The following is a 21,691-nucleotide window of genomic DNA, read 5'->3' as shown; positions in this document are numbered from 1 at the left end:
GGATAGGAGTGGTCTGACATGAATGAGACAAAACAAAATGAAACAAAGACAGTAGAGGAATTGGTTTTACGTTCAAGAGCAGCACAAGAGCAGTTTGCTTTTGCGACACAGGAGGAGGCAGATGCCGCAGCCCGTGCAATCTGTAAAGTAATCTATGACAATGCAGAGATGCTTGGCCCTATGGCGGCAGAAGAGACACGACTGGGCAGCGTGGCAGATAAGATTACCAAGTGTCGTATGAAGTCCGCACTCATCTGGAACAGTCTGAAAGGGAAGAAATCCGTAGGTATCATCAACAGGATAGAAGACCGGCGCATGATTGAGATTGCCAAGCCTATGGGTGTCGTTGCAAGTATCGTACCTTCCACGAATCCGGTCGTTACGCCGATGAGCAACGCGGCATTTGCGCTTAAGACCCGCAACTCCGTTATCTTTGCCCCGCATCCACGTGCGGTAAAGTGCACAAAGCTTCTCGTGGATATGTTCCGTACGGAACTTGCGAAGCTTGGCTTTCCTGAAGATCTTGTCCTTGGGCTTGAGCAGGTATCCATTGAAGACAGTGGAAAGCTCATGAGTTCTGCAGATGTTATCGTTGCCACCGGCGGCATGGGCATGGTAAAAGCGGCGTATTCAAGCGGGAAGCCGGCGTTTGGCGTAGGGGCCGGCAATGTCCAGTGCATCGTGGATCGTGACGTGAATCTGGCGGATGCCGTATCAAAAATAATCATCGGGCGCAGTTTTGACAACGGCCTTATCTGTCTGGGAGAGCAGACAGCCTTTATCCCGGAAGAAATATTTGATGCATTTATAGAAGAAATGGAGAAGCAGGGAGGCTGTTACGTTGCAGAGCCTGCGCTCGTTAATAAACTGCGTGAAGGCATATTCCCCGGTGGCGGCACTATCAGCCGGGACGTGGTCGGCCTCACAGCAGAACAGGTGGCGGCGAACATCGGCCTTGACGTGCCCGAGGGCACACGGGTCATCGTTGCGAAGGCAAGCGCCCTTGGACATGGAGATGTCCTCTGCCGTGAAAAGATGTGTCCGGTCCTCACCGTGTATCCTTACGGCACATTTGAGGAAGGGGTCGCCATGATGGTGGAGAACCTCAACTGCGAAGGCAAAGGGCACAGCATCGGCATCCATTCCAACACGCCGGAACATGTGGAGTATGCCGCCATACAGTGCTCGGTATCCCGCGTAATCGTAAACCAGCCGGCTGGTACGACCGGAGGCGGCAGCCCGACAAATGGATTCACTGCAACGACTACGCTGGGCTGCGGCTCCTGGGGCAACAACAGCTTCAGCGGTAACCTTGATTATGTCCATCTTATGAATATCACACGTGTCGGCTACCCTTACGAGGAGTCTTACCTTCCAGATCCGGAACTGGCCTGGCAGTAATGGCCGGTACGTGTTACCAGAATGAATCAATATAGTATCAGCGCCACGGTGCCGTATGACTTGCGGTACTGTGGCATATAGAAAGGAAGCAGCCTATGGATTACTTAGAAATAGAAGGAAAAGCCCAGTTAGAACGCTTTGGCATTCCCATCAACGAAAGCATACTGTTGAGCGGTGATGAAGTGCCGGACCGAGTTACCTATCCGTGCGTGCTGAAAGGCCAGATTCTCTCCGGCAAGCGTGGCAAAGCAGGTGCCGTACGCGCTGTAAAGACAGAGGAAGAACTGCTGGAAGTCAAGAAGATTATTGAAGGAATCCGTATAAACGAACGTACGATGGAAGGTATCATCGCCTGCAGCTTCCTGCCTATCGCGCAGGAGTATTATCTGGGCATGACACTGGATGTAAAGAACCGTGCCATGATAATGCTGTTTACTCCATATGGAGGAATGGACATTGAAGAACTTGCGGCATCTGCACCGGAGAAACTGCTTCGTTTTGACTGTACCGCAGGTTTTGATGCCGGGGCATTCGTGGAGGCGGCATCGGTCTTTGAACTTCCGGATACCCATATGGAACAGGTTGCGGATATTGCAGAGAAGCTTTGTAATGCCTGTTTTGCACTGGATGCAACAACATTTGAAATCAATCCTCTTGCAGTCCTTAAGGATAACAGCCTGCTGGCGATTGATGCGAAGATGGTTATCGATGACAACAGCCTTTACCGCCAGGACGATTATACGATACTACCACGCACCGCACAGAGCAGATCCCGTCAGGAAGCGGAGGCCCAGGCCCATGACCTCACCTATGTCGAACTGGACGCAGAAGGGGATATCGGCACGATGGCAGGCGGCGCCGGTATCGGCATGGCGACGATGGACACCATCCGCCATTACGGCGGCCGTGTGAACAACTTCCTTGATCTCGGGGGCGGTGTGACGGCAGAGAAAACGTACCAGGCTATGCGTATTCTGCTTCAGAATGAAAGCACAGACTATATTCTGGTGAATGTCTTTGGCGGCATCAACAACTGCGCGGATATGGCAGAAGGAATCTCCCGGGCATGCACCGAATTAGACATACAGAAGCCGGTTGTCGTTAAAAGCCGCGGCTTCAATCAGGAACAGGGTTGGAATATATATGAAAAGCTCGGCTTTGCACAGACAAAGTATGGTACGACGGACGAGGCGGTGCAGACATTACTCAGATTGAAGGAGGGAAAGGAACATGAGCATATTAATTGATCAGGATACCTCCATGTTGATTATCGGCATTACGGGAAAACAGGGCAGGATTCACTGTAAGCATACATTGGAGAGCGGTGCTAAACTCCTTGCAGGTGTTGCGCCGGGAAGGGGCGGTCAGACGGTAGAGGGCGTCCCGGTATTTGAGACTGTTGCCGAAGCCCGCGCCACATTCCCGGAGATCCGCGCTGCCATGCTTCTCGTCCCAAAGCAGTTCGTGCTGGAGGCAGCGCTTAAGGCGCTGCGGGAAGGGATTGAGCTGCTGGTCATCATTACAGAATTTGTTCCTGTCATGGACGCGCTGAAGATTGTTCATGAGGCGAAGCAGCTGGGGGCGAAAGTCGTGGGGCCCAACACGATCGGAGTGATATCCCCAGGCAAGTCGAAGCTCGGAATCATGCCGGATTACATATACGGCAAAGGGCATATCGGCATCATTTCCCGCAGCGGCACGCTCACCCATGAGACAGCCTCCAACCTTACATTCAAAGGGTTTGGACTCTCCACTTGCGTAGGAATCGGCGGTGATGCTATCATCGGTATGGACCATGCGGACGTGATGGAACTCTTCGCGCAGGATGACGAGACAGATGCCATAGTCATCATCGGGGAGATCGGCGGCACGAGTGAGGAGATGGCGGCAGCCAAGATAAAGGAGATAGGCCTTAAAAAGCCGGTCTGTGCCTATATTGCCGGCATGTATGCACCGGAGAATAAACGCATGGGTCATGCAGGCGCCATCGTGAGCGGTGGTATGGGTACTGTGAAGTCCAAGATTGCGGCACTTGAGGACGCAGGTGTAGTTATCTGTCCGACGCTTGGCAAGATCGTGGATTTTATAAGTGAATATAATGCCCGCACAGGCGGAAGGATGCAGTCGCTTAAGCCCCAGATTGATTCGTAACCGAATGCTGTGCCTTTTGGCAGAGGCTGTCCATTATGAAGGAGGATAAGAATGAAAGATTATAGTTTTAAGATACCACAGAACATAGAATTTGGAATGGGAAGTCTGAAGAAACTCCCGGTTATATTGGAAAAGAGCCGGTCAGATAATGTTCTGCTCGTCTCGGACCGTGGCCTTGAAAAACTGGGCGTTGTCAAGAAGGTCCGGGATATCATTGAGGACGGTGGCATCAAATGTACCGCATACCTGGATGTCATTCCGAATCCGACGGTAGATGTTGTAAACGCTGCCGCGGCGCTTTATAAGGAATGCAAGGCGACAAGCATCGTTGCACTTGGCGGCGGCAGTTCCATGGATGTGGCCAAGGCCGTAGGGGTGCTCGTCAACTATGGTGGAAATATTACGGAATACGAAGGGTTTGACACTGTTCCGGGCCCGATTGTTCCGATGATCGCGATTCCGACTACGGCAGGGACGGGAAGCGAAGTGACGGCTTCCTCTGTCATCACAGATGAATCCAGGAATTATAAGCTGTCCGTAATCAGCTATGAGCTGCTGCCAAAATATGCAGTGCTCGATCCGGAGCTTATCATGACGGCGCCCGCATCAATTGCTGCCTCCTGCGGTGTGGACGCACTGATTCATGCCATGGAGGCATATATCTCCACGAAAGCCTCGCCATTTTCAGATGCAATGGCGGAAAAAGCGATGGAGCTGATTGGACGCAATATCCGAAAGTTTGTGGCAAACAGGCAGGATGAAGACGCCGCATGTGCGATGATGGCAGGCTGCAACTTTGCCGGAATCGCCTTTGCATGGGCAAAGCTGGGTAACGTGCATGCCATGAGCCATCCGGTAAGCGCATATTTCCACGTAGCACACGGTGTTGCCAATTCCATCCTCCTTCCGACAGTCCTTGAGTACAATGCACTTGCAGATGACGGCCGTTATGAAGTGATGTATGACTACATCAGTGAAGGCGGCGGTGCTGCAGATGGCTTTAAGCCGGAGATGCTTGTGGAAGAGATTAGAAAGCTGAATGCTGACCTTGGGATCCCGAAAACGCTGTCAGAAGTGGGGGTAAAAGAAGAGCTGATTCCGGCCATGGCAGAAGATGCCATGAAGAGTGGAAATATCCTGGCTAATCCGAGGCAGTCGAACGTGAAGGATATTATTGAATTGTATAAGAAAGCGCTATAGGGCAAACTGTAATTGCCGGCACGCTGTGTGTTTGGAGAAAATTCCAGACACCCGGCGTGCCTTTTTGGGTTATAATGAAGCTGCAGGCTCCTGCCTGCTCAGACGGAGGTGTTAGAATGAAGCAAGATGTGAAGATAGCGGTGATAGGACTTGGCGGTGTGGGGGGATATATCGGGGCCGCCCTGGCAGATACGTATGAGAATGTAACGTTTGCCGCAAGGGGCGGTCGGAAAGCATCCCTGGAAGAGAAAGGGCTTATCCTTCACAGCGATTGCCTGGGGGAACGGACCGTACACCCGAAGCAGGTAGTCGAAAGCGTGAGGGAGCTGCCGGCACAGGACTATATATTCGTATGTGTGAAGAATTATTCTCTGGAAGAAGTGTGCGAAGATATCTGTGAAGCAGCCGGTGAGGGCACGGTAATCATTCCGGTCATGAACGGTGCAGATCCGGGGGCAAAGGCCCGCCGGCATATCGGAAGGGGAACGGTATTGGATTCCCTGATTTATATCGTCTCATATATAGATGAGGCTTATGAGGTTATCCAGAAAGGTGATTATGCGCATATCCATATCGGTCTGGAGAATCCGGACAGACAGGAGCAGGATATGATGAATGAGGCAGCGGAGCTGATGCGCAAGGCAGGCCTCGACTGCCGGATAGATGAAGACATACAGAAGGCAATCTGGAAAAAGTATAGCCTTAACTGTGCGTTTAACGTCATGACAGCCTATTATTCTACAGATACGGAAGGAATCCGAGGCATCCCAGAACGGCTTGCAGATTTTAAAGCTATCCTGTATGAAGCACGTGAGGTGGCAAGGGCAAAGGGGATTGACCTGTCGGATGCGTTTTTGAACCGTCAGTTGGAGCATTTTATGAATGTACAGGAGCCGGACGCTTCGAGCTCTCTTTGCCGGGATATGGATGCCGGCAGAAGATGCGAACTTGAGACATTCAGCGGATACCTGGTCAGCGAGGCGGAGCGTCTTAACATAGCGGTTCCGGTATCAAAACGATATTATGAAGGGTTAAAGAAGAAGCAGATACAACCTGAAGACAGATGGCTTTCGTCAAAGTGAGCGGTATCATTTGGGCTTCTTGTGGCTTCGGGTGGATTTTCCCCCCGCCGCATGCTATAATTTTTAACAAACGCAGAGACGTATGAGGGGAAAAGGAGGTGCGGCGGGATGAATCTGGTATTCTATTGGTATTACTGCCTTCCGGTCGTTCTGGTCGTGCTGTACGGCGGTATACTTTACTATGTCGTGCCTCCGCGGAGCCTGCCGGCGTGGAAGCTGCGCCTGGATCTGTCTTTCATCCTTCTGGCAGAGGGAGTGCTCGTGGCGGCGTGGCTCTCCAAGGGCTTTCCGCTGCCTGTCTTCTATGCCCTGACATATCTGATACAGGCTGCGGCTATATGTATCAGAAGGAATGTACAGATAAGGTACTGGTTTTTTATAAATCTGAATTTTGTTAATATGATGGTGCTTCATATGACATTTACCGGCGTTGCCTCCCTTATCCGGAAAGCAGCCATGCATACGCTGCTGGCAGATGCCGTCTGGCGCACTGCCAGCGTCGCGTTTGTTCTGACAGCCTGTATAATAGAAAATGTAATACTTCTGTACAAGAGGAACATTCTCTTTCTGCTTGTCATCGAAGCGAAGAGCGATGAGGCCCGACCTTTTATGGCTTTCCTCTCTTTTTGCACCGGCTATCTGCTGCTGGACAGCCTGCTCTGCGAAGCAGAGCTTATGTCAGTATATCCGGCGCTTTTCCTACTCGGCAGCAGCACGGTGCTTGCATTCTGCATTATCCGCTTCTTAATTCGTATCCGTACGATTATGCATGAGGAATATCTCAGGAAGGAGCATGATGAGCTTTCGGCAAGGCTTGAATCTGCGAGGGAAAGTACGGGCAGCCTGAAGCGCATGACAGAACGGGATGCTTTGACGGGGACTTTCTCACGGAGATATCTGATAGACTATATTGACAAGCTGATAGAGGAAGACCAGTTATTTTCCCTTGCTTTTCTGGATCTGGACGGGCTTAAGCTGCTCAACGACAGGGAAGGCCACGACGCCGGAGACCGTTATCTGATTATGTTTTCCAGAGAGATAGAAACAAGGCTCGGTTCCGGCGGCCTGCTTGCGCGTGTAGGGGGAGATGAGTTCATTGTACTTATGCCGGATACTGAGGCAGAGGCAGCAGAAAGCCGGATGGAGTCAATCCGGGAGACGCTGGAGTCAGGATATTGGGAGAGGCCGATGCGCTTTTCTTATGGCGTTACGGCATATCTGCCGGGAGGATCCAAAAAAGCGGACGCCTTATTAAGAGAAGCGGATCGGGCGATGTACCGGGATAAGATTTACCGGCGATAGAGAGAAGGGAGGTCTAAGACATGTATATCAATATGATTGTGGCGGCTTCTTATTACTACTTCAACTGGAGCTATTTTATGCTGGTTTCGAAGGTCCTCGGGTATCCTCCTCTGCCGAAGAAGTTCGCGGTCGGGACATTTCTTGTGAACTATGCCATGTTTTTCATATGCAGTATGCTGCAATTCAATCTGCTTGTAAACTGGGGATTGTTTTTCCTGCTTCTGTTCGGAGAGTCTTTCTATTATTGCAGGAGAGAGTTCCGGCCAGCGCTTTTCTTTTCGATGAATGGTATCTTGTATGGACTTACCATTAATATCTTCTGCCGCTGTGCAGTCTCGATATACAGTTCTCAGCCGCTCATGTCATTTGACAACAGTGTTACCAGCCTGAAAGCGGTTCCTGTTTTTCTTGGCTTTCTGCTCGGTGGTATCGTCCTTCATCTGATGACGATACGGAAAACACAACAGTCGTTCCGGATCGTGCTGGACCACCCGGGCCATTTGACGTTCCAGCTGGAAGTCATGGCGGGCATGTTCCTCTATCTGTATCTGAATCTGCTGCTTTACCAGACGCCGGGCAACTCGGTTCTGCTGAAGCTGTGGGGCGTCAAATCGTGTATTTTCTCTCTGACGGGTGCGGGGCTTGGAATGCGTTACTCCCTCAAGATGTGCCAGCTGGCTGATTATCGTGAGCAGAACCGGGAAATCCGGCGTAAGATTGTACAAAAAGAGCAAGAAGAGCGGGAGCTTCGCTCCACTGCCTATTATGATACGTTGACTGGTACGTATAACCGTCAGTATATACTGGAGCAGCTAAGGAACCTGCTTCAGAAAAAGATACCATTTGCACTCTGCTTTCTGGATCTGGACAATCTCAAGGGTGTCAATGACTCTTATGGCCACGGGGAAGGAGACCGCTATCTGGTAATTGCAGCCAGGGAGCTGAGGCTGTCCTGCAGGCAGGACTGTGATCTGCTTGCCAGGTACGCCGGAGACGAGTTTCTGATATTGTTCACGGAAATGGAGGCGTCCGATGCAGACGAGCGTGTCCGTGATGCAGACGAGAGGATCCAGGCCATAAGCAGGAGCGGGGCCGTTCCTTTTGGAATGTCAATCAGTTATGGAACTGTAGACAGCAGCATGGAAGCGGACGCGGACAGCCTGATAGCGGCAGCCGATGAAGCTATGTACCGCAGAAAGCAGGAGAGAAGTTCCGGCTGACAAGAAACCGTCATGACGATTTTGGTTGACACATCCGAAAACAATGCTATCATTACATCATGCGATATTATATACCAGGGGGGAAAGCGATGGATTACAATAAGATAGTGCAGGGGATTCTCGACATCGGAGAAGCGATGCTGATCTGCGGGGCAGAAAATTTCAGGCTGGATGACAGCCTTTACAGAATGTGCAGAAGTTATGGATTCAAACGGTATGATGTATTCGCCATACCGAGCAACATCCAGATAACGGTAGAGACTCCGGAGGGGGAGATAATTACCCAGGTCCGTCACATCGAATCGACGGATATTGATTTTGACAGGCTCGATTACCTGAACAACCTGTCCCGATATGTCTGCCGGCATACGCCTGATGAGATATTACTTCAGGAAAAGTACGAGGAAGTCATGAACAGGCCGCCGCAGAAACCGTACACGAAATACTTTGCGGCTGTGATGGGGGGAACCGGCTTTGCGGTCTTTTTTGGGTGCAATTTTGCCGATGCGGTCGTGGCGGCAATCGTATCGCTTATGATTGCCCTTGTCGGAGGATGGCTCAGCAAGAGGGAAGAGAACCTGATGGCATATAACCTGATTCTGTCCTTTTTCTCCGAGGTTATCATTATACTTGCAGTCCGTCTCGGACTTGGAAGCCATCCGGAGCGGATCATGATAGGTATCGTCATGCTCCTGATCAGCGGGCTCAGTACCACGAATGGGATCCGGGAGGTGCTGCAGAGAGACTTTATATCTGGTTCGTTGAATATCATGAACTCTATGCTCGGGGCAGCTGGTATCGCCTTTGGAACTGCGCTTGCCATGCTGCTGCTGGACGGAGTATCTGCGGAAGGCTACATATTGAACCATAATATCCCGATTCAGCTCATCTCGTGTACGGTTGCCTGTATCGGATTTGCCTTCTGGTTTAAGATACGCGGACGCCAGGTCGCGTATTCCGGCGTGGGTGCCTTTTTTACATGGGGAATCTATGTGGTGGCCTATCATTTCTGGCCGAGCAACTTTCTGGCGACGCTGCTTGCCTCTATCTTTGTTGCGTTTTATGCATTCATCATGTCCAGAATCAACAAGGCGCCGTCCACCATATTTCTGACGGCTTCCGTGTTCCCGCTCATTCCGGGGCCTAACTTATATTATATGATGTATGGCTGCGTGAGCGGCGATTATGGAATGGTGCTTGGCGAGACAATCGTACTGCTGGCAACGTGCCTTGCGATTGCCTTTGGCTTCAATATTGTGGACATATTGTCGAGGACAGGCATGCGGATGCTGAAAAGAGAATATCACATTGGGAAGAACTCGTAGCGGCTTAATCGCCGAATGACTTCATGCTCCCTATGTCGATAGATATATCGTGCGGCAATCAAACCTCAATTGTCTGACGTGACAAGAAGCCGTATTGCAGGAGTCAGACGCAGCTCATCCAGGCCGATCCCCTGGCGGAGCAGATACTGTTCTGCTGCAGGGAACTGCCATCCGATGAGCTCTTTTATGGCGCTTCCACAACGGGCGGTGTCATTTTCTCTCAGGCTTTGAATCATGACGTTCGTAAAGTGAAGCATGGTCTCCTCTAACTTTGGTGAGCCGTTTGAAGATGCTTTCAAAGGATATCCCCATTGAAACAGACTGTATATGCGCCCGTAAATCGCCCGTATCCCTTTCAGACGATTATGCCTGTGAACGAACAGGATGCAGGACCACAAGGCAAGCTCTTGCCGTCCTGTCTGGAGCTGCGTCTCCAGTTCGTGGATGAGGGAATCTCTCTCTTCGATGGTAATCTCTTCCAGGATGTCCTGGATTACATGCTGGAAGGAGTAGGCGAGCAGTTCAAAAGACTGTACGAAAAAAGCAAGGCTGCGGCGGACGACAGGACTGCCGAAGTCAGGCTTGTCACAGGCATCCCCTATTCCAAAGATTTGAGTTCCCTTTCCATTGACTGGCCGGACAACTCCAAGCTGCCGAAGTATGTTGACTGTGCGCCGGATGGTGCTGACTGAGACACGGTATTGTTCTGCCATCTTCTTATAGGAGGGAAGAAATTCTGTATTTCGGTAGCTACCCATATAAATCTCATGTAAGAGCCGGGAGCCAAGGCTATAACATACCTGGGGGCGTCCGTGGTATATGCGCCAGTCAAATCCGACCTGCTCTTCCTCTTTGGCCGGCGTAACAGCCTGTCCCAAGAGCCTGATTGCATTTCCGACGGAATCCTGACGGAAAATCAGAAGCTCTTCCTGTAGCAGGGTCCACTCTTTTTTTTCTGCAAAAGAGACGCAACGTCTCATCTCTTCGTGCATCCGTTCCCCATTGCTGAAATCTTCCTCTTTATTCTGCTTTAAAAATAGCAGTCCCCAGAACAGGGACGTCTCCCAGTAGAGATTCATCGCAAGCGGATTATCCAGCTTCTGAAGGATAAAACAGAAGAAATGAAGCACGTCATCTGCGCTTGTTCCGTCCGCAAGACGGGCAAGATATGTAAGGTCCTCTTTGCTGCACCGGCGAAACCCTTCCATCAGCAATGGCTGGATAATCATTTCGGTTGAGTCATATAGATCACAGAAGCTGTTCGTTCTTTTGGAAAAATATTGGAGCAGGCATTGCCGGGCATCTTCTTCTGTCTGCTGGAATATGACTCTCGTAGGACGGCCGTTATGCATATCGATATAGCCCTCCGTACGCAGACGCCGCAGAGCCATTTTCACTGTTTGTGATGAAACGCTGAATTCCTGGCAGAGCCTGTCGATGGACGGAAGGCAATCGCCACATTTATAATAACGAAATTGTATCCGCATGTAAAAATATTCATAGACTAGATTTGAAAACTGGTGTTCACTTTGCAACTGCCTGCTGCCTCCATTCCATTATATTTATTTAAATATTTTACCATTTTGCCGTATGATTTTCCAGAAGCGATTGAGTTTTCGTGCGGAATACATTATACTTGTAACAAACAGACTAATATGAACAAGGTAGTAGAAACGACGATAGCAAGCCAGTTATGCGACATCAGATAATTGCATCTACTATTAGGAGGAAGTTAATTTATGGCTGGACAGAACCATTATCACGAGCCCCTGCCGGGCGATGCCGGTATCACGCATGCAGAATATGAGTACAACACGTTGATGCGCCTGCTGGGTGTCAGTGTGAGCAAGCATCTGCTGGATGAACATTTTACGCTAATCTGGGCGAATGAATTCTATTATGAGCTGATTGGCTGGCCCAAGGATGAATATGTGGCAGCGTTCAACAACCGGCCGGACTTGTATTATAAAGAGGATCCAGACGAGTGGAAAAAGCTTTCGGAAACTGTGTTGAATGCGCTCGGCGCGGGAGAGGATGGGTACAGGATGCTGTCCCGGATCCGGCGCAGGAACGGAGATTATGTCTGGGTACAATTTTCCACTCAGTTTGCGGAAGAGTATATCGATGGTTATCAGGTGGCCTACTCGGTCCTTACGAACGTGGATGATGTCATTAAGATGCAGAAGGAGCAGTCTGTCACCTATGAGAGCCTGCCAGGCTTTGTCGCAAAATATAGGATTGACGGCGCAGGAGACCAGTTAGAGCTGGAACTTTTGTCTGCCAATGGCCGTTTTATGGATTACTTCGGGGAGAGTGGCAACCGCGGCGGCAGTCCGCTGTACCGGAAGAACATACAGGACAATATAGAGATTATCAACGAGAATAGACAGAAGATGCTTGCGGGGGAGCCGCTTCACTTTACGATGAATGTCTTAAGCCGGGATAACCAGTCGCTGTGGCTGCAGGTCAATGCTACCTGTGTCGACTGGCAGGAGGGCAAGCCGATATACCTGGTTATATTTATCGATATCACGGATGTGACGGAACTGCGGGAGATGCAGCGGAAGCTGACCGCCCAGGCGGAGGCGCTGAAAGATGCTCTGGCCGTGGCGGAGCATGCCAACCGTGCGAAGTCTGACTTCCTCTCCCGGATGTCCCATGAGATACGTACGCCGATGAATGCTATCATAGGCATGACTACGATAGCGGCCGCATATATAGAAGACCGTAAGAGGGTGGAGGATTGCCTGGAGAAGATCGGCTACTCGTCCAAGCATCTGATGACGCTGATCAATGACGTGCTGGATATGTCTAAAATAGACGAAGGGAAGCTTCAGATTGTCCGGGAAGCCTTTAATCTGGAGACCGTCGTGGAGTCGATCACTTCCATCGTCTATCCCCAGGCAGTGGACAAAGGGCTGATCTTCACGGTGCCGCTGGTTAACATTACGGATACGGTCCTGATTGGTGACGAACTGCGGCTGAACCAGGTGCTGCTCAACCTGCTGTCCAATTCCCTTAAATTTACCCCGGAGGGCGGCACGATCCGGCTGGAAATCCGTCAGCTGCGGCGTACCGAGGGGCGTGTGCGCCTGCGCTTCACAGTCAGTGACACCGGAATCGGCATGAGTGAGGCCTTCTTGAACAGTATCTTTGATCCTTTTGAGCAGGAGAGTGCTGTCATCGGTCAGAAATACGGGGGTACCGGACTTGGCATGCCGATAACGAAGAATCTGGTGACTCTGATGGGCGGAACCATCTCTGTCAAGAGCAGGCCGGAGCATGGTACGACATTTTTGATTGAGCTGGATTTTGACCTGAAGGAATGTGATGCTGACAAGCGCGAACAGAAGCCGCATGCATTGCAGGTACTAAAGGCTCTGATTGCGGATGACGACCGTGACAGCTGTGTCCATACTTCTCTTCTGCTGCAGAATCTCGGCATCGAATCTGAGTGGGTGCAGACGGGCCGGGAATGTGTCGAAAAGGTGTGTACGGCCCACCATTCCGGGGAAGGCTATGATGTCTGCCTGGTGGACTGGAGCATGCCGGATATCGACGGTGTAGAGGTGACACGGCGTATGAGGGATATTGTGGGCAGCGATAGGCTTATCATTATCATCACTGCCTATGACTGGGGAGCGATAGAGAAGCGTGCACGCGCCGCAGGAGCCAATGCTTTTCTTGCCAAACCGATATTTGCGTCTACGCTTTATGATGCGCTGCTGTCGGTGACAGGTATTGAGAAGGCGGTTATGCTGCCAAATCGTGCCAGCAGCCTTTTGCGGCCGGATCTGGCGGGGCATCATGTGCTGCTTGTGGAGGATAATGATATTAACAGGGAAATCGCGGTTGAACTGCTGAAGATGACAGATATCAGTGCGGATTGCGCGATAGATGGCAGGGAGGCAGTAGATAAGTTTCTGGCAGGCGGTGACCGCTATGACCTGATCTTAATGGATGTGCAGATGCCTGTGATGGACGGTTATCTGGCTACGGAGACGATTCGGCAGTCTGATCATCCGTTAGCAGCAACGATACCGATTATCGCAATGACCGCGGATGCCTTCCACGAAGATGTAGTGAAGGCGACAGAGTCGGGCATGAACGGACATCTGGCGAAGCCGATAGATCCGGAACTGCTCTATCAGACATTGGCAGATTATCTGACACATTCAGTAAGCTGACCATCTGACAGTCATAAAGTATATGGAGAGGACCGGCTGACGAAGGGGGGTGTCAGCCGGTCCTTATCTATCACATATATGGCATTAGGAAGCCACAGTGATACCTGCGTTATCGAGCATGGACCTTACGGCAGCAGCATCGATGTTCATCTCTTCAGACAGGTACTTAATCTCCTCAGCGGTAAGGTGGTCATATCCTTTCTCCTTTACATTGAGCTCCACATATCTGCGCCTCATCTTATCCAGATCTACTGGTACGGTCTTGATGTCGGCTGGAGAGGCGGGGATAATGATATTTGTGCCCGGAATCTCTTCTTCATGTGCTCCGATTCTTACCTCTACACCATGGTCTTCGGCAAATGTAAGCTGTGCCGTATGTGCTTTACCGGCACCTGTATATTCGGATTCTTCGACGACGATAATCTGGTCTGCGTCCATCTCCCGGGCGAGGCTGATTGCGGCCGCAAGGCCGGTATTTCCCGCAGGTCCTCTCTGGAGTCCTTCCAGCTGGTTGAGAAGCTCGGTGGCGTAGTACACTTCTCCCTGGGTGACGGTGTAGAATTCGTCCATATATCTGAGCGGCCTTGCGGCGTTCAGTGGAACATCTACGCTTTCCGGATTATAAAGAGACGGAAAGCCGTAGCCGGTATGTCCGGTAGAAAATGACTTCCGTGCAAAGACGGCGTCGTCATGAGAATCAAGGTCCGCCAGATTGACAGATACCCCTACGGTCTTGCCGGTATATCCCGCCTTACGCAGACCTCTTGCAGCACCGGTAAAGTTGCCGCCGCCAGCGTGGGTGACAAGCACCACATCGGGCTGGCGCCCCGCCATTGCTTCAGCCTGCTCCATTATCTCCACACCAATCGTCTCGATTCCCGCGATGCTGAATGGAAGATAAAGCGACGCGCTGAAGTATCCGAGGTCATCGAGCAGCTTGAGAATGACGTATGTAAATACTTCCGGCCCGACGGTATATTGCTGGACTTCGGCTCCATACGCCTCGCACGCCCGTCCCTTTTCGAGGGATTCCGGCTGTCCGTTTCCGGCATCGTCATAGACTTCCTGGCAGATGATGGCCTTCAGGCCTCTGCGGGCGGCCTGGGAAGCGACGGCCGCTCCGTAGTTGCCGCTTGTGGATGCAATCACTCCCGGATATCCTGCTCTTTTTGCCTCATAGACGGGCAGCAGGGCTCTCCGGTCTTTGAAGCTGCCGGTCGGATTATTGGCTTCGTCTTTTAAGAATATCCTGGCGCCTTTTCCCGGTTCCGAGATGGAACGTACGAGCCGGTTGATATTATGAAGCTCTACAAGCGGCGTGTTACCGACATAGACGTCAGCCGCGATGCTTCGGATTTCGTCCATGGAAAGCCCTACAATATTCATGAACGCTTCGTAATCCCATGCCAGACGCCCGGTCTTAAACTCGTCGTAATTGATGTTGACAGAATGGAACAGAATATCTTTGTTTTTACCTGTAATTTCAGAAACTGCCTGGTTACTCATCCTTACCCGCCTCCTTCATTATCCTTCGCACTTCATTTCCGGCATGTATCAGGGCCGGCTGCTGCCGCCCGAAGCCATGGTTATACTGCGGCCATGCCTCATACAGTGTGCCGGTGACTTTTCTTCCAATCAGTGTCTCGATGGACACCGTGTCTCCTGGTTCTGCCGTATCATCCAGAAGAAAGCCGTTCATCCAGCATTTTAATGCGACTTTCCTTGTACTATCAGGCAGTGACTCCAGCCTCTCCTCAGGGGTCAGTATGATCTGCATGATTCTGACCCAGTCATTTTTTTTCGCTGTTTGTTTCATGGGGTTAATCTCCTTTCTTTCCGGGTTCCGATAGATCTGCTATATCTTTGCGTTTTACGACTGTCTTATAAAAGCCTACCGCCATGATGACAAGCCCGAGATAGCCGAGCAGCGGATAGACAGTGCCGACCAGCTTGCTGAAAGGTACGAGGCCTGCAGCAAAGGCGATACATCCGGCCGCGAGGGTCAGTATCTTGAACTTGGCAGTGCCGTCTTCTGCAAAACGGACAGAGAAGCCATACAAGATAGGCACGGAAGTCGTATAGACGGCAAACAGGAGGATGAAAGCAAAGATGCCTCCGATGACCGGGCTCATCTGGCGCGCCACCTCCAGGAAGGGAACTTCCATGGCGGATACATCCACAATACGGGACAGTGTCGCAAGGACCATGAACAGGATTGCGATGCCGAGCAGCGATCCGCCGAGTATGCCGGATCTGCGTATCACTTTTGCGTCTTTCTCGCTGTTGCCGATGGATGCAAGGGCAGGTACGGCGGGCAGTACGCAGTAGGAGATGTAGATAAATACAGATGACCACCAGAACGGTGTTGCTTTGGCAATCTCCAGATTACGAATCTGTGCGCCGGCGTCTGCGATTCCTCCAAAGTTGGCGCCGATGGTGCCGATAGATATGGCAAGCGTGGCGATGACGATGACCGGGGACAGAAAGCCAAGTGCGTTGAGTGATGAATTGAAGCCGAGTATAACGGTTCCTACTGTCAGTACGGCGATGATTACCCGCCCGACCATCAGGTTGACTCCAAAATACTGGTTCAGCGATGCCCCGCCTCCGGCTATCATAATGGACAGTACGCCAAACAGGAAGAATACGAGTATCCAGTCAAAGACGGCTCCTATTTTAGGGCCGCACAGGTAAGTAAATACTTCTTTGTGCGAATTCGTGTGCAGCTTATGGCCAAGCTCCATAAACATGGTCCCATACCAGGCAAATAAGACGATAGCGATCAGTGTGCCGATAATTCCTGCATATCCGTAGCTTACGAAGAACTGCAGCGTCTCCTGGCCGCTGGCGTAGCCCGCGCCGATGATGGCACCCACATACATGCCGGCATAGCGGATGCAGTTAATTATCCATTTGTTTGAATTGTGCTGATTGTTTCCCATAGCTTCCCTCCTCTGTAAGACATTTGCATAGTCGCGGTCAAAACGTTTTGAATGATATAAGCGTATATGATGTAGAGGGAAGGTGTCAAAATTTAGCCTGGATTTGGCCGGATACCAGATTTTTGCACAGCGGCAGACGCTGAAATGTCTTTCCTGTGATTCATTTGGACTTATAAAAAAGCGATTTTGCCAGATAACTCGTCGGAAAAAGGCGCAGAATAATGTTAATTTATTAATTAATGAAGAATATTGTGACTGAATGCCCGCAATGTGGTACTATTATGACATTATAAGACAATCCAGGAAGGGAGGAAGCAAGTCCAATGAATAAGAGCGAACTAGATAAAATGATGGCTGAAAATCCATTTCTAGTATTAAGTGATGTGATATACCAGTCGCTGTATAACGATATAATTCAGCTAAGGATGTCCCCGGATTCCCGATTGAACGAGAGCAAGATAGCGGAAGAGCTTGGAATCAGCCGGAGCCCTGTTAAGAGTGCGCTGTCAAGGCTGGAAAAAGACGGCCTCGTATATAAGAAGAGCGGCAAGATGCTGGCAGTGTCATGGATGACCAAGGAGGATGGCTATAATCTATACGAGGCCCGAAGCGCGCTGGAAGGATTCGCCGCCTCGCTCGCCGTTATCAGGATTACCTCAAAGCAGATGGAAGAGCTGGAGTGCCTGACAAAGCAGTACATAGCGGTATGCAATGGCAATACAAAGGACCTGAACGCGAACGATTATGCGGAGATTGACCACAAGTTCCACTCACTTATCGTCACAGCATCCTGCAACCCATATATCCTGCGTATGTATAAGAGCCTGGAAGGGTATCTTCTGCACTACAGGTACTGCCTGTATTATTCGCTCGGCCCGGAGAAGCTCCAGCGGATCTTGTACCATGCAGGCAAGCGGCATCAGGCTATCTTCAATGCATTTAAAATGGGGTTTACCGATATCGTCAGACATGAAGTAGAAGAAGATGTCCACAGCATGCTCAATGCCTTCAACCAGTGGGAATGAAAGACGGTGCGTTTGTTGACAGGAAGTTGTGCGTGAAATATAATAAATATGAAAGAATTTTGAAAGGGGTCAGACCCCTATATGCGGGAGGGGTCTGACCCCTTTGCAAATTTCTTGAATTATCTGACAAAAGACAGAGTATTTTACGGAAATTTCTTCTCCATTTTTATAGCACTTGTATTACAGAATATTATTACCTTAAGCGTGAACCTGGCGGACAATATCGTGCTGGGGGCCTACTTCCCCCGCGGTGGTCATGTGCTGCCTCAATGCGGATCGGATATTCAAATGTGTTCCTGCCTGCCTGAAGTCTCATTACGGGAACTGGGTGAAGAAGCTGACAAGAGACTGACGAGGTGAGAAGATGAACTATCGGATAAATGATATTCCTGTGGCAATAGAATACCGCAATGTGAAAAACATCAACCTCTATATAAAGCCGCCTGACGGCCGGATTCTTGTCACGGCTCCAAGACGGGTGCCGAAGAAAAGGATTATGGAATTTGTCGAATCAAAAGCCGGGTGGATAGAGCAGACACGCCGCCGGATGTTGAATGCACGGGAAAGGCAGATGGGCGATAGGCTGACCGTGGTGACGAAGGGGCAGCTTGAGGCGATGCGAAGCAATGTGGAAAAATATGTGGATAGATGGGAACCGGTGATGGGCGTACATGCGTCTGCCTGGACGCTGAGAGATATGAAGACAAGATGGGGAAGCTGCAGCGTGGACAGTGGACGTATCCGCCTGAACAAGCGCCTTGCGCTCTATCCCGAAGACTGCCTGGAATACGTGATAGTACATGAACTGTGCCATCTGCTCGAGCCAAGCCATAACCAACGGTTCAAAATGCTTATGGGCCGTTTCATGCCAGATTGGAAAGAACGGAAAAAACGTCTGGGGACAGGTTAAAACGCGGATGGGGACGGGGGAAATCTAGATTTCCCCCGTCCCCATCCGCGTTTTAACCTGTCCCCCTAGATTTTGCGCTTCAGGATGAATATTCCGGTAAGAACCAGAAGCAGTCCGCTTCCAATCATTATCCAACGGATATCCACCCAGTCTGCCATCGGGCCGAATATCAGCATACCTACCGGCATTACCGCGGCAGAAATGATCTGGAAGACAGAGAAGACTCTGCCGAGCCTCTGCTCTTCGACCTGCTCCTGCAGCATGACGGTGGAGGCGGTAGCAAGTGGCGGCATGAACGTCCCGGATAGGAATATGACGGCCAGATACATCCAGAAATACGGGCTGACGCCCAGCAGGGCGAAGGTAATTCCGAAACCGATATAGGATACGGCGATTACGAGCCATTTGTTTTTGAAGCTGCCTTTCCATGATACATAGACGCCTCCGGCGAGGGAACCCGCTGTCCATATAATTTCGTTGGCGGAAAGCCGCCATACTTCGCTGCCGAAGATTCGTTCAACCATCAGCGGCGACAAGAAAGCCGCAGGCGTGATAAGAAAGAAGGCAATTCCGTAATATACGAGTATGCGGGAGACGACAGGATGGCCTGTCGTGTAGGCAATGCCTTCTCTCAAGTCGTGCCACATGGACAGGACACCTTCTGCCTGGGGCTTTTGGACTTTTAGAAATGCCATGACGCAGATGGCCATGGCGGCGGTAATAACATCCGCCATCATTGCCCACACGATTCCGGCAGCCCCGAGCAGCGCGCCGCCTACAGCGGGTGAGACCATCAGGAGCAGGGAGCTGCACGTCTGATTTATCCCATTGATTCTTGTCAGCTTCTCCGTTGGTACTATCTGGGGCAGAAGAGCACCCACGGCAGGCGTCTGGACACCGGCACCGACAGAGCGGATGGCAGAGACGACCATCAGCATGGAGAGAGAATCATTTCCCTTAAAGAACATGATGACAAGTCCGAGGGTAGCTAAGGCGATAAAGCCGTCTGCACACATAATGAGATATTTACGGTTATAGCGGTCCGCCCAGACACCGGCGAACAGTGAAATTAGCAGCTGCGGCAGCAGGCTGCACAGGATAGACGCTGTCATCCAGGCACCAGAGGAGGTCTCCAGCGTAATATACCAGGTTATTGCATAGCTGACGATAGAGGAGCCGAATAAACTGATATTCTGGCTCACAAGAAACAGTGTACTTTTTTTCTTCCAGTCTTTCATAGTAACCTCATTTCCTAAAATAAAAACAGACAAATGCCCTGGAAAGGACTTTTGTCTGCTGCCTGTTCAATATAAATGGGTACGTAAAAACAGACTTCCCGTAACATCGTCGGGGACTCTGTTCCATCTCCATTCATACAAAATAAGCATCAGAAAAAATCCCTTCCGGGAGCAGTATTTTTTCAATAGCTTATCTCAACTGAATGGAAAACATGAACGTACCTCCTAGTATTATGAATTGTATATAAAAATAGCACAAAAGCAAGTGGTTTGTCAATACAATATTAAAGATTAAAAGGACCATGAAATGATTCAAGGTCCTTTTGCTTATATAATCTAGAGATTGGATTAGGAATTACAAAATCGGGGTCATTTAAATATTTTGTATCCTAAGTACAATATATCATGGAATATATACTTTGAATATAGTTTTGACATACATAAAAACTACAAATGATTGTGCTTGAAGCACAAAAGAAGTATAATTGTATCAGCATAAGAAAAGAGGGGTCAGATATGGCAGTAGAATTGGAGGACTTGTATGCGCAAATCAAGCCGCAGTATGATATAAAGCTTCATACGAATGGATGTTTCCGGAGGATGATAGACTGGATACATATGGTAGAAGAGGTCAGCTTCGTATCCCTGCTTCACGGAGATGAGCTTGTGTTTAACTCGGGACTTCACTATACATCTGAAGAATGGCTCGTACAATTTATAAAAGAACTGGATAACGTGCATGCTGGCGGTCTGATTATCGCGCTGGAAGAAGGGCACATGTTTGCAAGTGAGACGGTAGATTACTGCAACAGTATACGGTTTCCGTTATTTTCCGCAACCATGACGTCACCATTTATTGATATCATGCGCATGTTTTCGGCCATCTTGCTGCGGAATGAGCAGAGAGACACCAATCTGATCGCAGCGCTTAAAAATGCAGTTTTTTACCCGGAGAATACAGAATTATACGCAAGCCATCTGGAGCGGAACGGGTTTTTCAGAAATATGAGCTACCTCGTTGTGATGCTCAGCTGCCACGCCTACGATACAGAGAATGGAAACGAGAAGCTAGAAGAACTTCACAAGTCATTAAACCATGAGATAAAAAGCGGAATTGTCTACGAAGAAAAAGGGCTGCTGGTAATATTGCTGGCCGGATATGAGCAGAAACGGGTTAAGGAAAAGATGCAGGCGCTCAGCCGGAAAGATCATCATATTTACATTGGAATCGGTTCCCAGGAAGAGGATATGCAGCATATATATAAATCTTACCAGAATGCATATACGGCATATCAGCTGACAAAGACGGCAATCAACAAAAACTTCTTGGTATATGAGGAACTGGGCGTATACAAGTTACTGGCAGATGTAAAGGAAAAAGAAATATATCCGGCGTTCGTACAAGAGACGCTCGGGGCTTTGATTTCATATGACCGGGATAACAAGACAGAGTACACGGAGGTATTGAGGGCATTTTTCGAAAATGAATGCAGCATCCTGAATACTTCCAGAGCATTATACTGCCATAAGAATACACTGGCTTATAAGATAAATAAAGTAAAAAATCTGCTTGGCTATGATATACTCAGCAATGAAAACAGAACGAGGATAATGCTGGCATTCTACATTATGAAAATGCAGGAAAACTGAGGGGGGACAGGGGAAAGCGCGGATGGGGACGGGGGAAATCTAGATTTCCCCCGTCCCC

The 21,691-nt window shown here is 50.0% G+C and carries 17 protein-coding genes; 12 read left to right on the top strand and 5 right to left on the bottom strand.

The window, feature by feature from the left end:
* Nucleotides 1-18 precede the first annotated feature (18 nt).
* The 8 genes from HJV72_RS15780 to HJV72_RS15745 all read left to right on the top strand — a co-directional run bounded on the left by HJV72_RS15780 (nt 19) and on the right by HJV72_RS15745 (nt 9,681).
* Nucleotides 19-1,401, top strand: a complete 1,383-nt coding sequence (locus tag HJV72_RS15780; protein WP_208072389.1) for an aldehyde dehydrogenase family protein — start codon at nt 19-21, stop codon at nt 1,399-1,401.
* A gap of 95 nt (nt 1,402-1,496) precedes the next feature.
* On the top strand, nt 1,497-2,648 hold the full coding sequence (locus HJV72_RS15775; protein WP_208072387.1) for an ATP-grasp domain-containing protein: 1,152 nt from the start codon (nt 1,497-1,499) through the stop codon (nt 2,646-2,648).
* Nucleotides 2,632-3,552, top strand: a complete 921-nt coding sequence (gene sucD, locus HJV72_RS15770; RefSeq protein ID WP_208072385.1) for a succinate--CoA ligase subunit alpha — start codon at nt 2,632-2,634, stop codon at nt 3,550-3,552. The genes HJV72_RS15775 and sucD overlap by 17 nt, the downstream gene beginning before the upstream one ends.
* Before the next feature lie 51 nt (nt 3,553-3,603).
* Nucleotides 3,604-4,752, top strand: coding sequence for an iron-containing alcohol dehydrogenase (locus tag HJV72_RS15765; protein ID WP_208072383.1), 1,149 nt, complete (start codon nt 3,604-3,606; stop codon nt 4,750-4,752).
* 116 nt (nt 4,753-4,868) lie between these two features.
* Nucleotides 4,869-5,834: a ketopantoate reductase family protein gene (locus tag HJV72_RS15760; protein WP_208072381.1), complete on the top strand. Its 966-nt coding sequence runs from the start codon at nt 4,869-4,871 to the stop codon at nt 5,832-5,834.
* Between the two features lie 108 nt (nt 5,835-5,942).
* Entirely contained in the window at nt 5,943-7,136 is a 1,194-nt protein-coding gene (locus tag HJV72_RS15755) for a GGDEF domain-containing protein (protein WP_208072379.1), read from the top strand.
* A gap of 20 nt (nt 7,137-7,156) precedes the next feature.
* Complete coding sequence (locus tag HJV72_RS15750; protein ID WP_208072377.1) at nt 7,157-8,356, top strand: GGDEF domain-containing protein; 1,200 nt, start codon at nt 7,157-7,159, stop codon at nt 8,354-8,356.
* Between the two features lie 89 nt (nt 8,357-8,445).
* Nucleotides 8,446-9,681 (top strand): threonine/serine ThrE exporter family protein, encoded by a 1,236-nt coding sequence (locus HJV72_RS15745; RefSeq protein WP_208072375.1) that lies wholly within the window; start codon nt 8,446-8,448, stop codon nt 9,679-9,681.
* 65 nt (nt 9,682-9,746) lie between these two features.
* On the opposite strand, the gene HJV72_RS15740 is transcribed toward HJV72_RS15745, so the two are convergent.
* Nucleotides 9,747-11,216 (bottom strand): GntR family transcriptional regulator, encoded by a 1,470-nt coding sequence (locus HJV72_RS15740; RefSeq protein WP_208072373.1) that lies wholly within the window; start codon nt 11,214-11,216, stop codon nt 9,747-9,749.
* Between the two features lie 204 nt (nt 11,217-11,420).
* Here HJV72_RS15740 and HJV72_RS15735 point away from each other — a divergent pair, with 204 nt between their 5' ends.
* Nucleotides 11,421-13,868: a response regulator gene (locus HJV72_RS15735; protein ID WP_208072371.1), complete on the top strand. Its 2,448-nt coding sequence runs from the start codon at nt 11,421-11,423 to the stop codon at nt 13,866-13,868.
* Between the two features lie 84 nt (nt 13,869-13,952).
* On the opposite strand, the gene ortB is transcribed toward HJV72_RS15735, so the two are convergent.
* From ortB to HJV72_RS15720, 3 genes are read right to left on the bottom strand one after another with little or no spacing between them, the layout of a single operon-like run.
* Complete coding sequence (ortB, locus tag HJV72_RS15730) at nt 13,953-15,374, bottom strand: 2-amino-4-oxopentanoate thiolase subunit OrtB (RefSeq protein WP_208072369.1); 1,422 nt, start codon at nt 15,372-15,374, stop codon at nt 13,953-13,955.
* A complete protein-coding gene (gene ortA / locus HJV72_RS15725) occupies nt 15,367-15,684 on the bottom strand; it encodes a 2-amino-4-oxopentanoate thiolase subunit OrtA (RefSeq protein WP_208072368.1) in 318 nt (105 codons plus the stop codon). The genes ortB and ortA overlap by 8 nt, the downstream gene beginning before the upstream one ends.
* A 4-nt stretch (nt 15,685-15,688) precedes the next feature.
* Complete coding sequence (locus tag HJV72_RS15720; protein WP_208072366.1) at nt 15,689-16,810, bottom strand: YkvI family membrane protein; 1,122 nt, start codon at nt 16,808-16,810, stop codon at nt 15,689-15,691.
* A gap of 323 nt (nt 16,811-17,133) precedes the next feature.
* Between HJV72_RS15720 and HJV72_RS15715 the strand changes: the two genes are divergently transcribed.
* Both HJV72_RS15715 and HJV72_RS15710 read left to right on the top strand, forming a co-directional pair.
* Nucleotides 17,134-17,835 carry a GntR family transcriptional regulator gene (locus tag HJV72_RS15715; protein ID WP_208072364.1) on the top strand — a complete coding sequence of 234 codons (702 nt, stop codon included), beginning with the start codon at nt 17,134-17,136 and terminating at the stop codon, nt 17,833-17,835.
* Between the two features lie 364 nt (nt 17,836-18,199).
* Nucleotides 18,200-18,745 (top strand): M48 family metallopeptidase, encoded by a 546-nt coding sequence (locus tag HJV72_RS15710; protein WP_208072362.1) that lies wholly within the window; start codon nt 18,200-18,202, stop codon nt 18,743-18,745.
* A gap of 65 nt (nt 18,746-18,810) precedes the next feature.
* Here the strand turns inward: HJV72_RS15710 and HJV72_RS15705 are convergent, their stop codons facing one another.
* On the bottom strand, nt 18,811-19,983 hold the full coding sequence (locus tag HJV72_RS15705; RefSeq protein ID WP_208072360.1) for an MFS transporter: 1,173 nt from the start codon (nt 19,981-19,983) through the stop codon (nt 18,811-18,813).
* A 516-nt stretch (nt 19,984-20,499) separates the two neighbouring features.
* Between HJV72_RS15705 and HJV72_RS15700 the strand changes: the two genes are divergently transcribed.
* A complete protein-coding gene (locus HJV72_RS15700; RefSeq protein WP_208072358.1) occupies nt 20,500-21,633 on the top strand; it encodes a helix-turn-helix domain-containing protein in 1,134 nt (377 codons plus the stop codon).
* Nucleotides 21,634-21,691: the final 58 nt, after the last annotated feature.

Origin of the sequence: Extibacter sp. GGCC_0201, assembly GCF_017566055.1 — a bacterium.
Lineage (GTDB): Bacteria > Bacillota > Clostridia > Lachnospirales > Lachnospiraceae > Extibacter.
This window is presented reverse-complemented; position numbering and strand designations above follow the sequence as displayed.

Bases quoted from the DNA above. Each gene is read 5' to 3' on its own strand.
- HJV72_RS15780 (WP_208072389.1), top strand. From the start codon at position 19: ATGAATGAGACAAAACAAAATGAAACAAAGACAGTAGAGGAATTGGTT.
- HJV72_RS15775 (WP_208072387.1), top strand. From the start codon at position 1,497: ATGGATTACTTAGAAATAGAAGGAAAAGCCCAGTTAGAACGCTTTGGC.
- sucD (WP_208072385.1), top strand. From the start codon at position 2,632: ATGAGCATATTAATTGATCAGGATACCTCCATGTTGATTATCGGCATT.
- HJV72_RS15765 (WP_208072383.1), top strand. From the start codon at position 3,604: ATGAAAGATTATAGTTTTAAGATACCACAGAACATAGAATTTGGAATG.
- HJV72_RS15760 (WP_208072381.1), top strand. From the start codon at position 4,869: ATGAAGCAAGATGTGAAGATAGCGGTGATAGGACTTGGCGGTGTGGGG.
- HJV72_RS15755 (WP_208072379.1), top strand. From the start codon at position 5,943: ATGAATCTGGTATTCTATTGGTATTACTGCCTTCCGGTCGTTCTGGTC.
- HJV72_RS15750 (WP_208072377.1), top strand. From the start codon at position 7,157: ATGTATATCAATATGATTGTGGCGGCTTCTTATTACTACTTCAACTGG.
- HJV72_RS15745 (WP_208072375.1), top strand. From the start codon at position 8,446: ATGGATTACAATAAGATAGTGCAGGGGATTCTCGACATCGGAGAAGCG.
- HJV72_RS15735 (WP_208072371.1), top strand. From the start codon at position 11,421: ATGGCTGGACAGAACCATTATCACGAGCCCCTGCCGGGCGATGCCGGT.
- ortB (WP_208072369.1), bottom strand. From the start codon at position 15,374: ATGAGTAACCAGGCAGTTTCTGAAATTACAGGTAAAAACAAAGATATT.
- ortA (WP_208072368.1), bottom strand. From the start codon at position 15,684: ATGAAACAAACAGCGAAAAAAAATGACTGGGTCAGAATCATGCAGATC.
- HJV72_RS15720 (WP_208072366.1), bottom strand. From the start codon at position 16,810: ATGGGAAACAATCAGCACAATTCAAACAAATGGATAATTAACTGCATC.
- HJV72_RS15715 (WP_208072364.1), top strand. From the start codon at position 17,134: ATGAATAAGAGCGAACTAGATAAAATGATGGCTGAAAATCCATTTCTA.
- HJV72_RS15710 (WP_208072362.1), top strand. From the start codon at position 18,200: ATGAACTATCGGATAAATGATATTCCTGTGGCAATAGAATACCGCAAT.
- HJV72_RS15705 (WP_208072360.1), bottom strand. From the start codon at position 19,983: ATGAAAGACTGGAAGAAAAAAAGTACACTGTTTCTTGTGAGCCAGAAT.
- HJV72_RS15700 (WP_208072358.1), top strand. From the start codon at position 20,500: ATGGCAGTAGAATTGGAGGACTTGTATGCGCAAATCAAGCCGCAGTAT.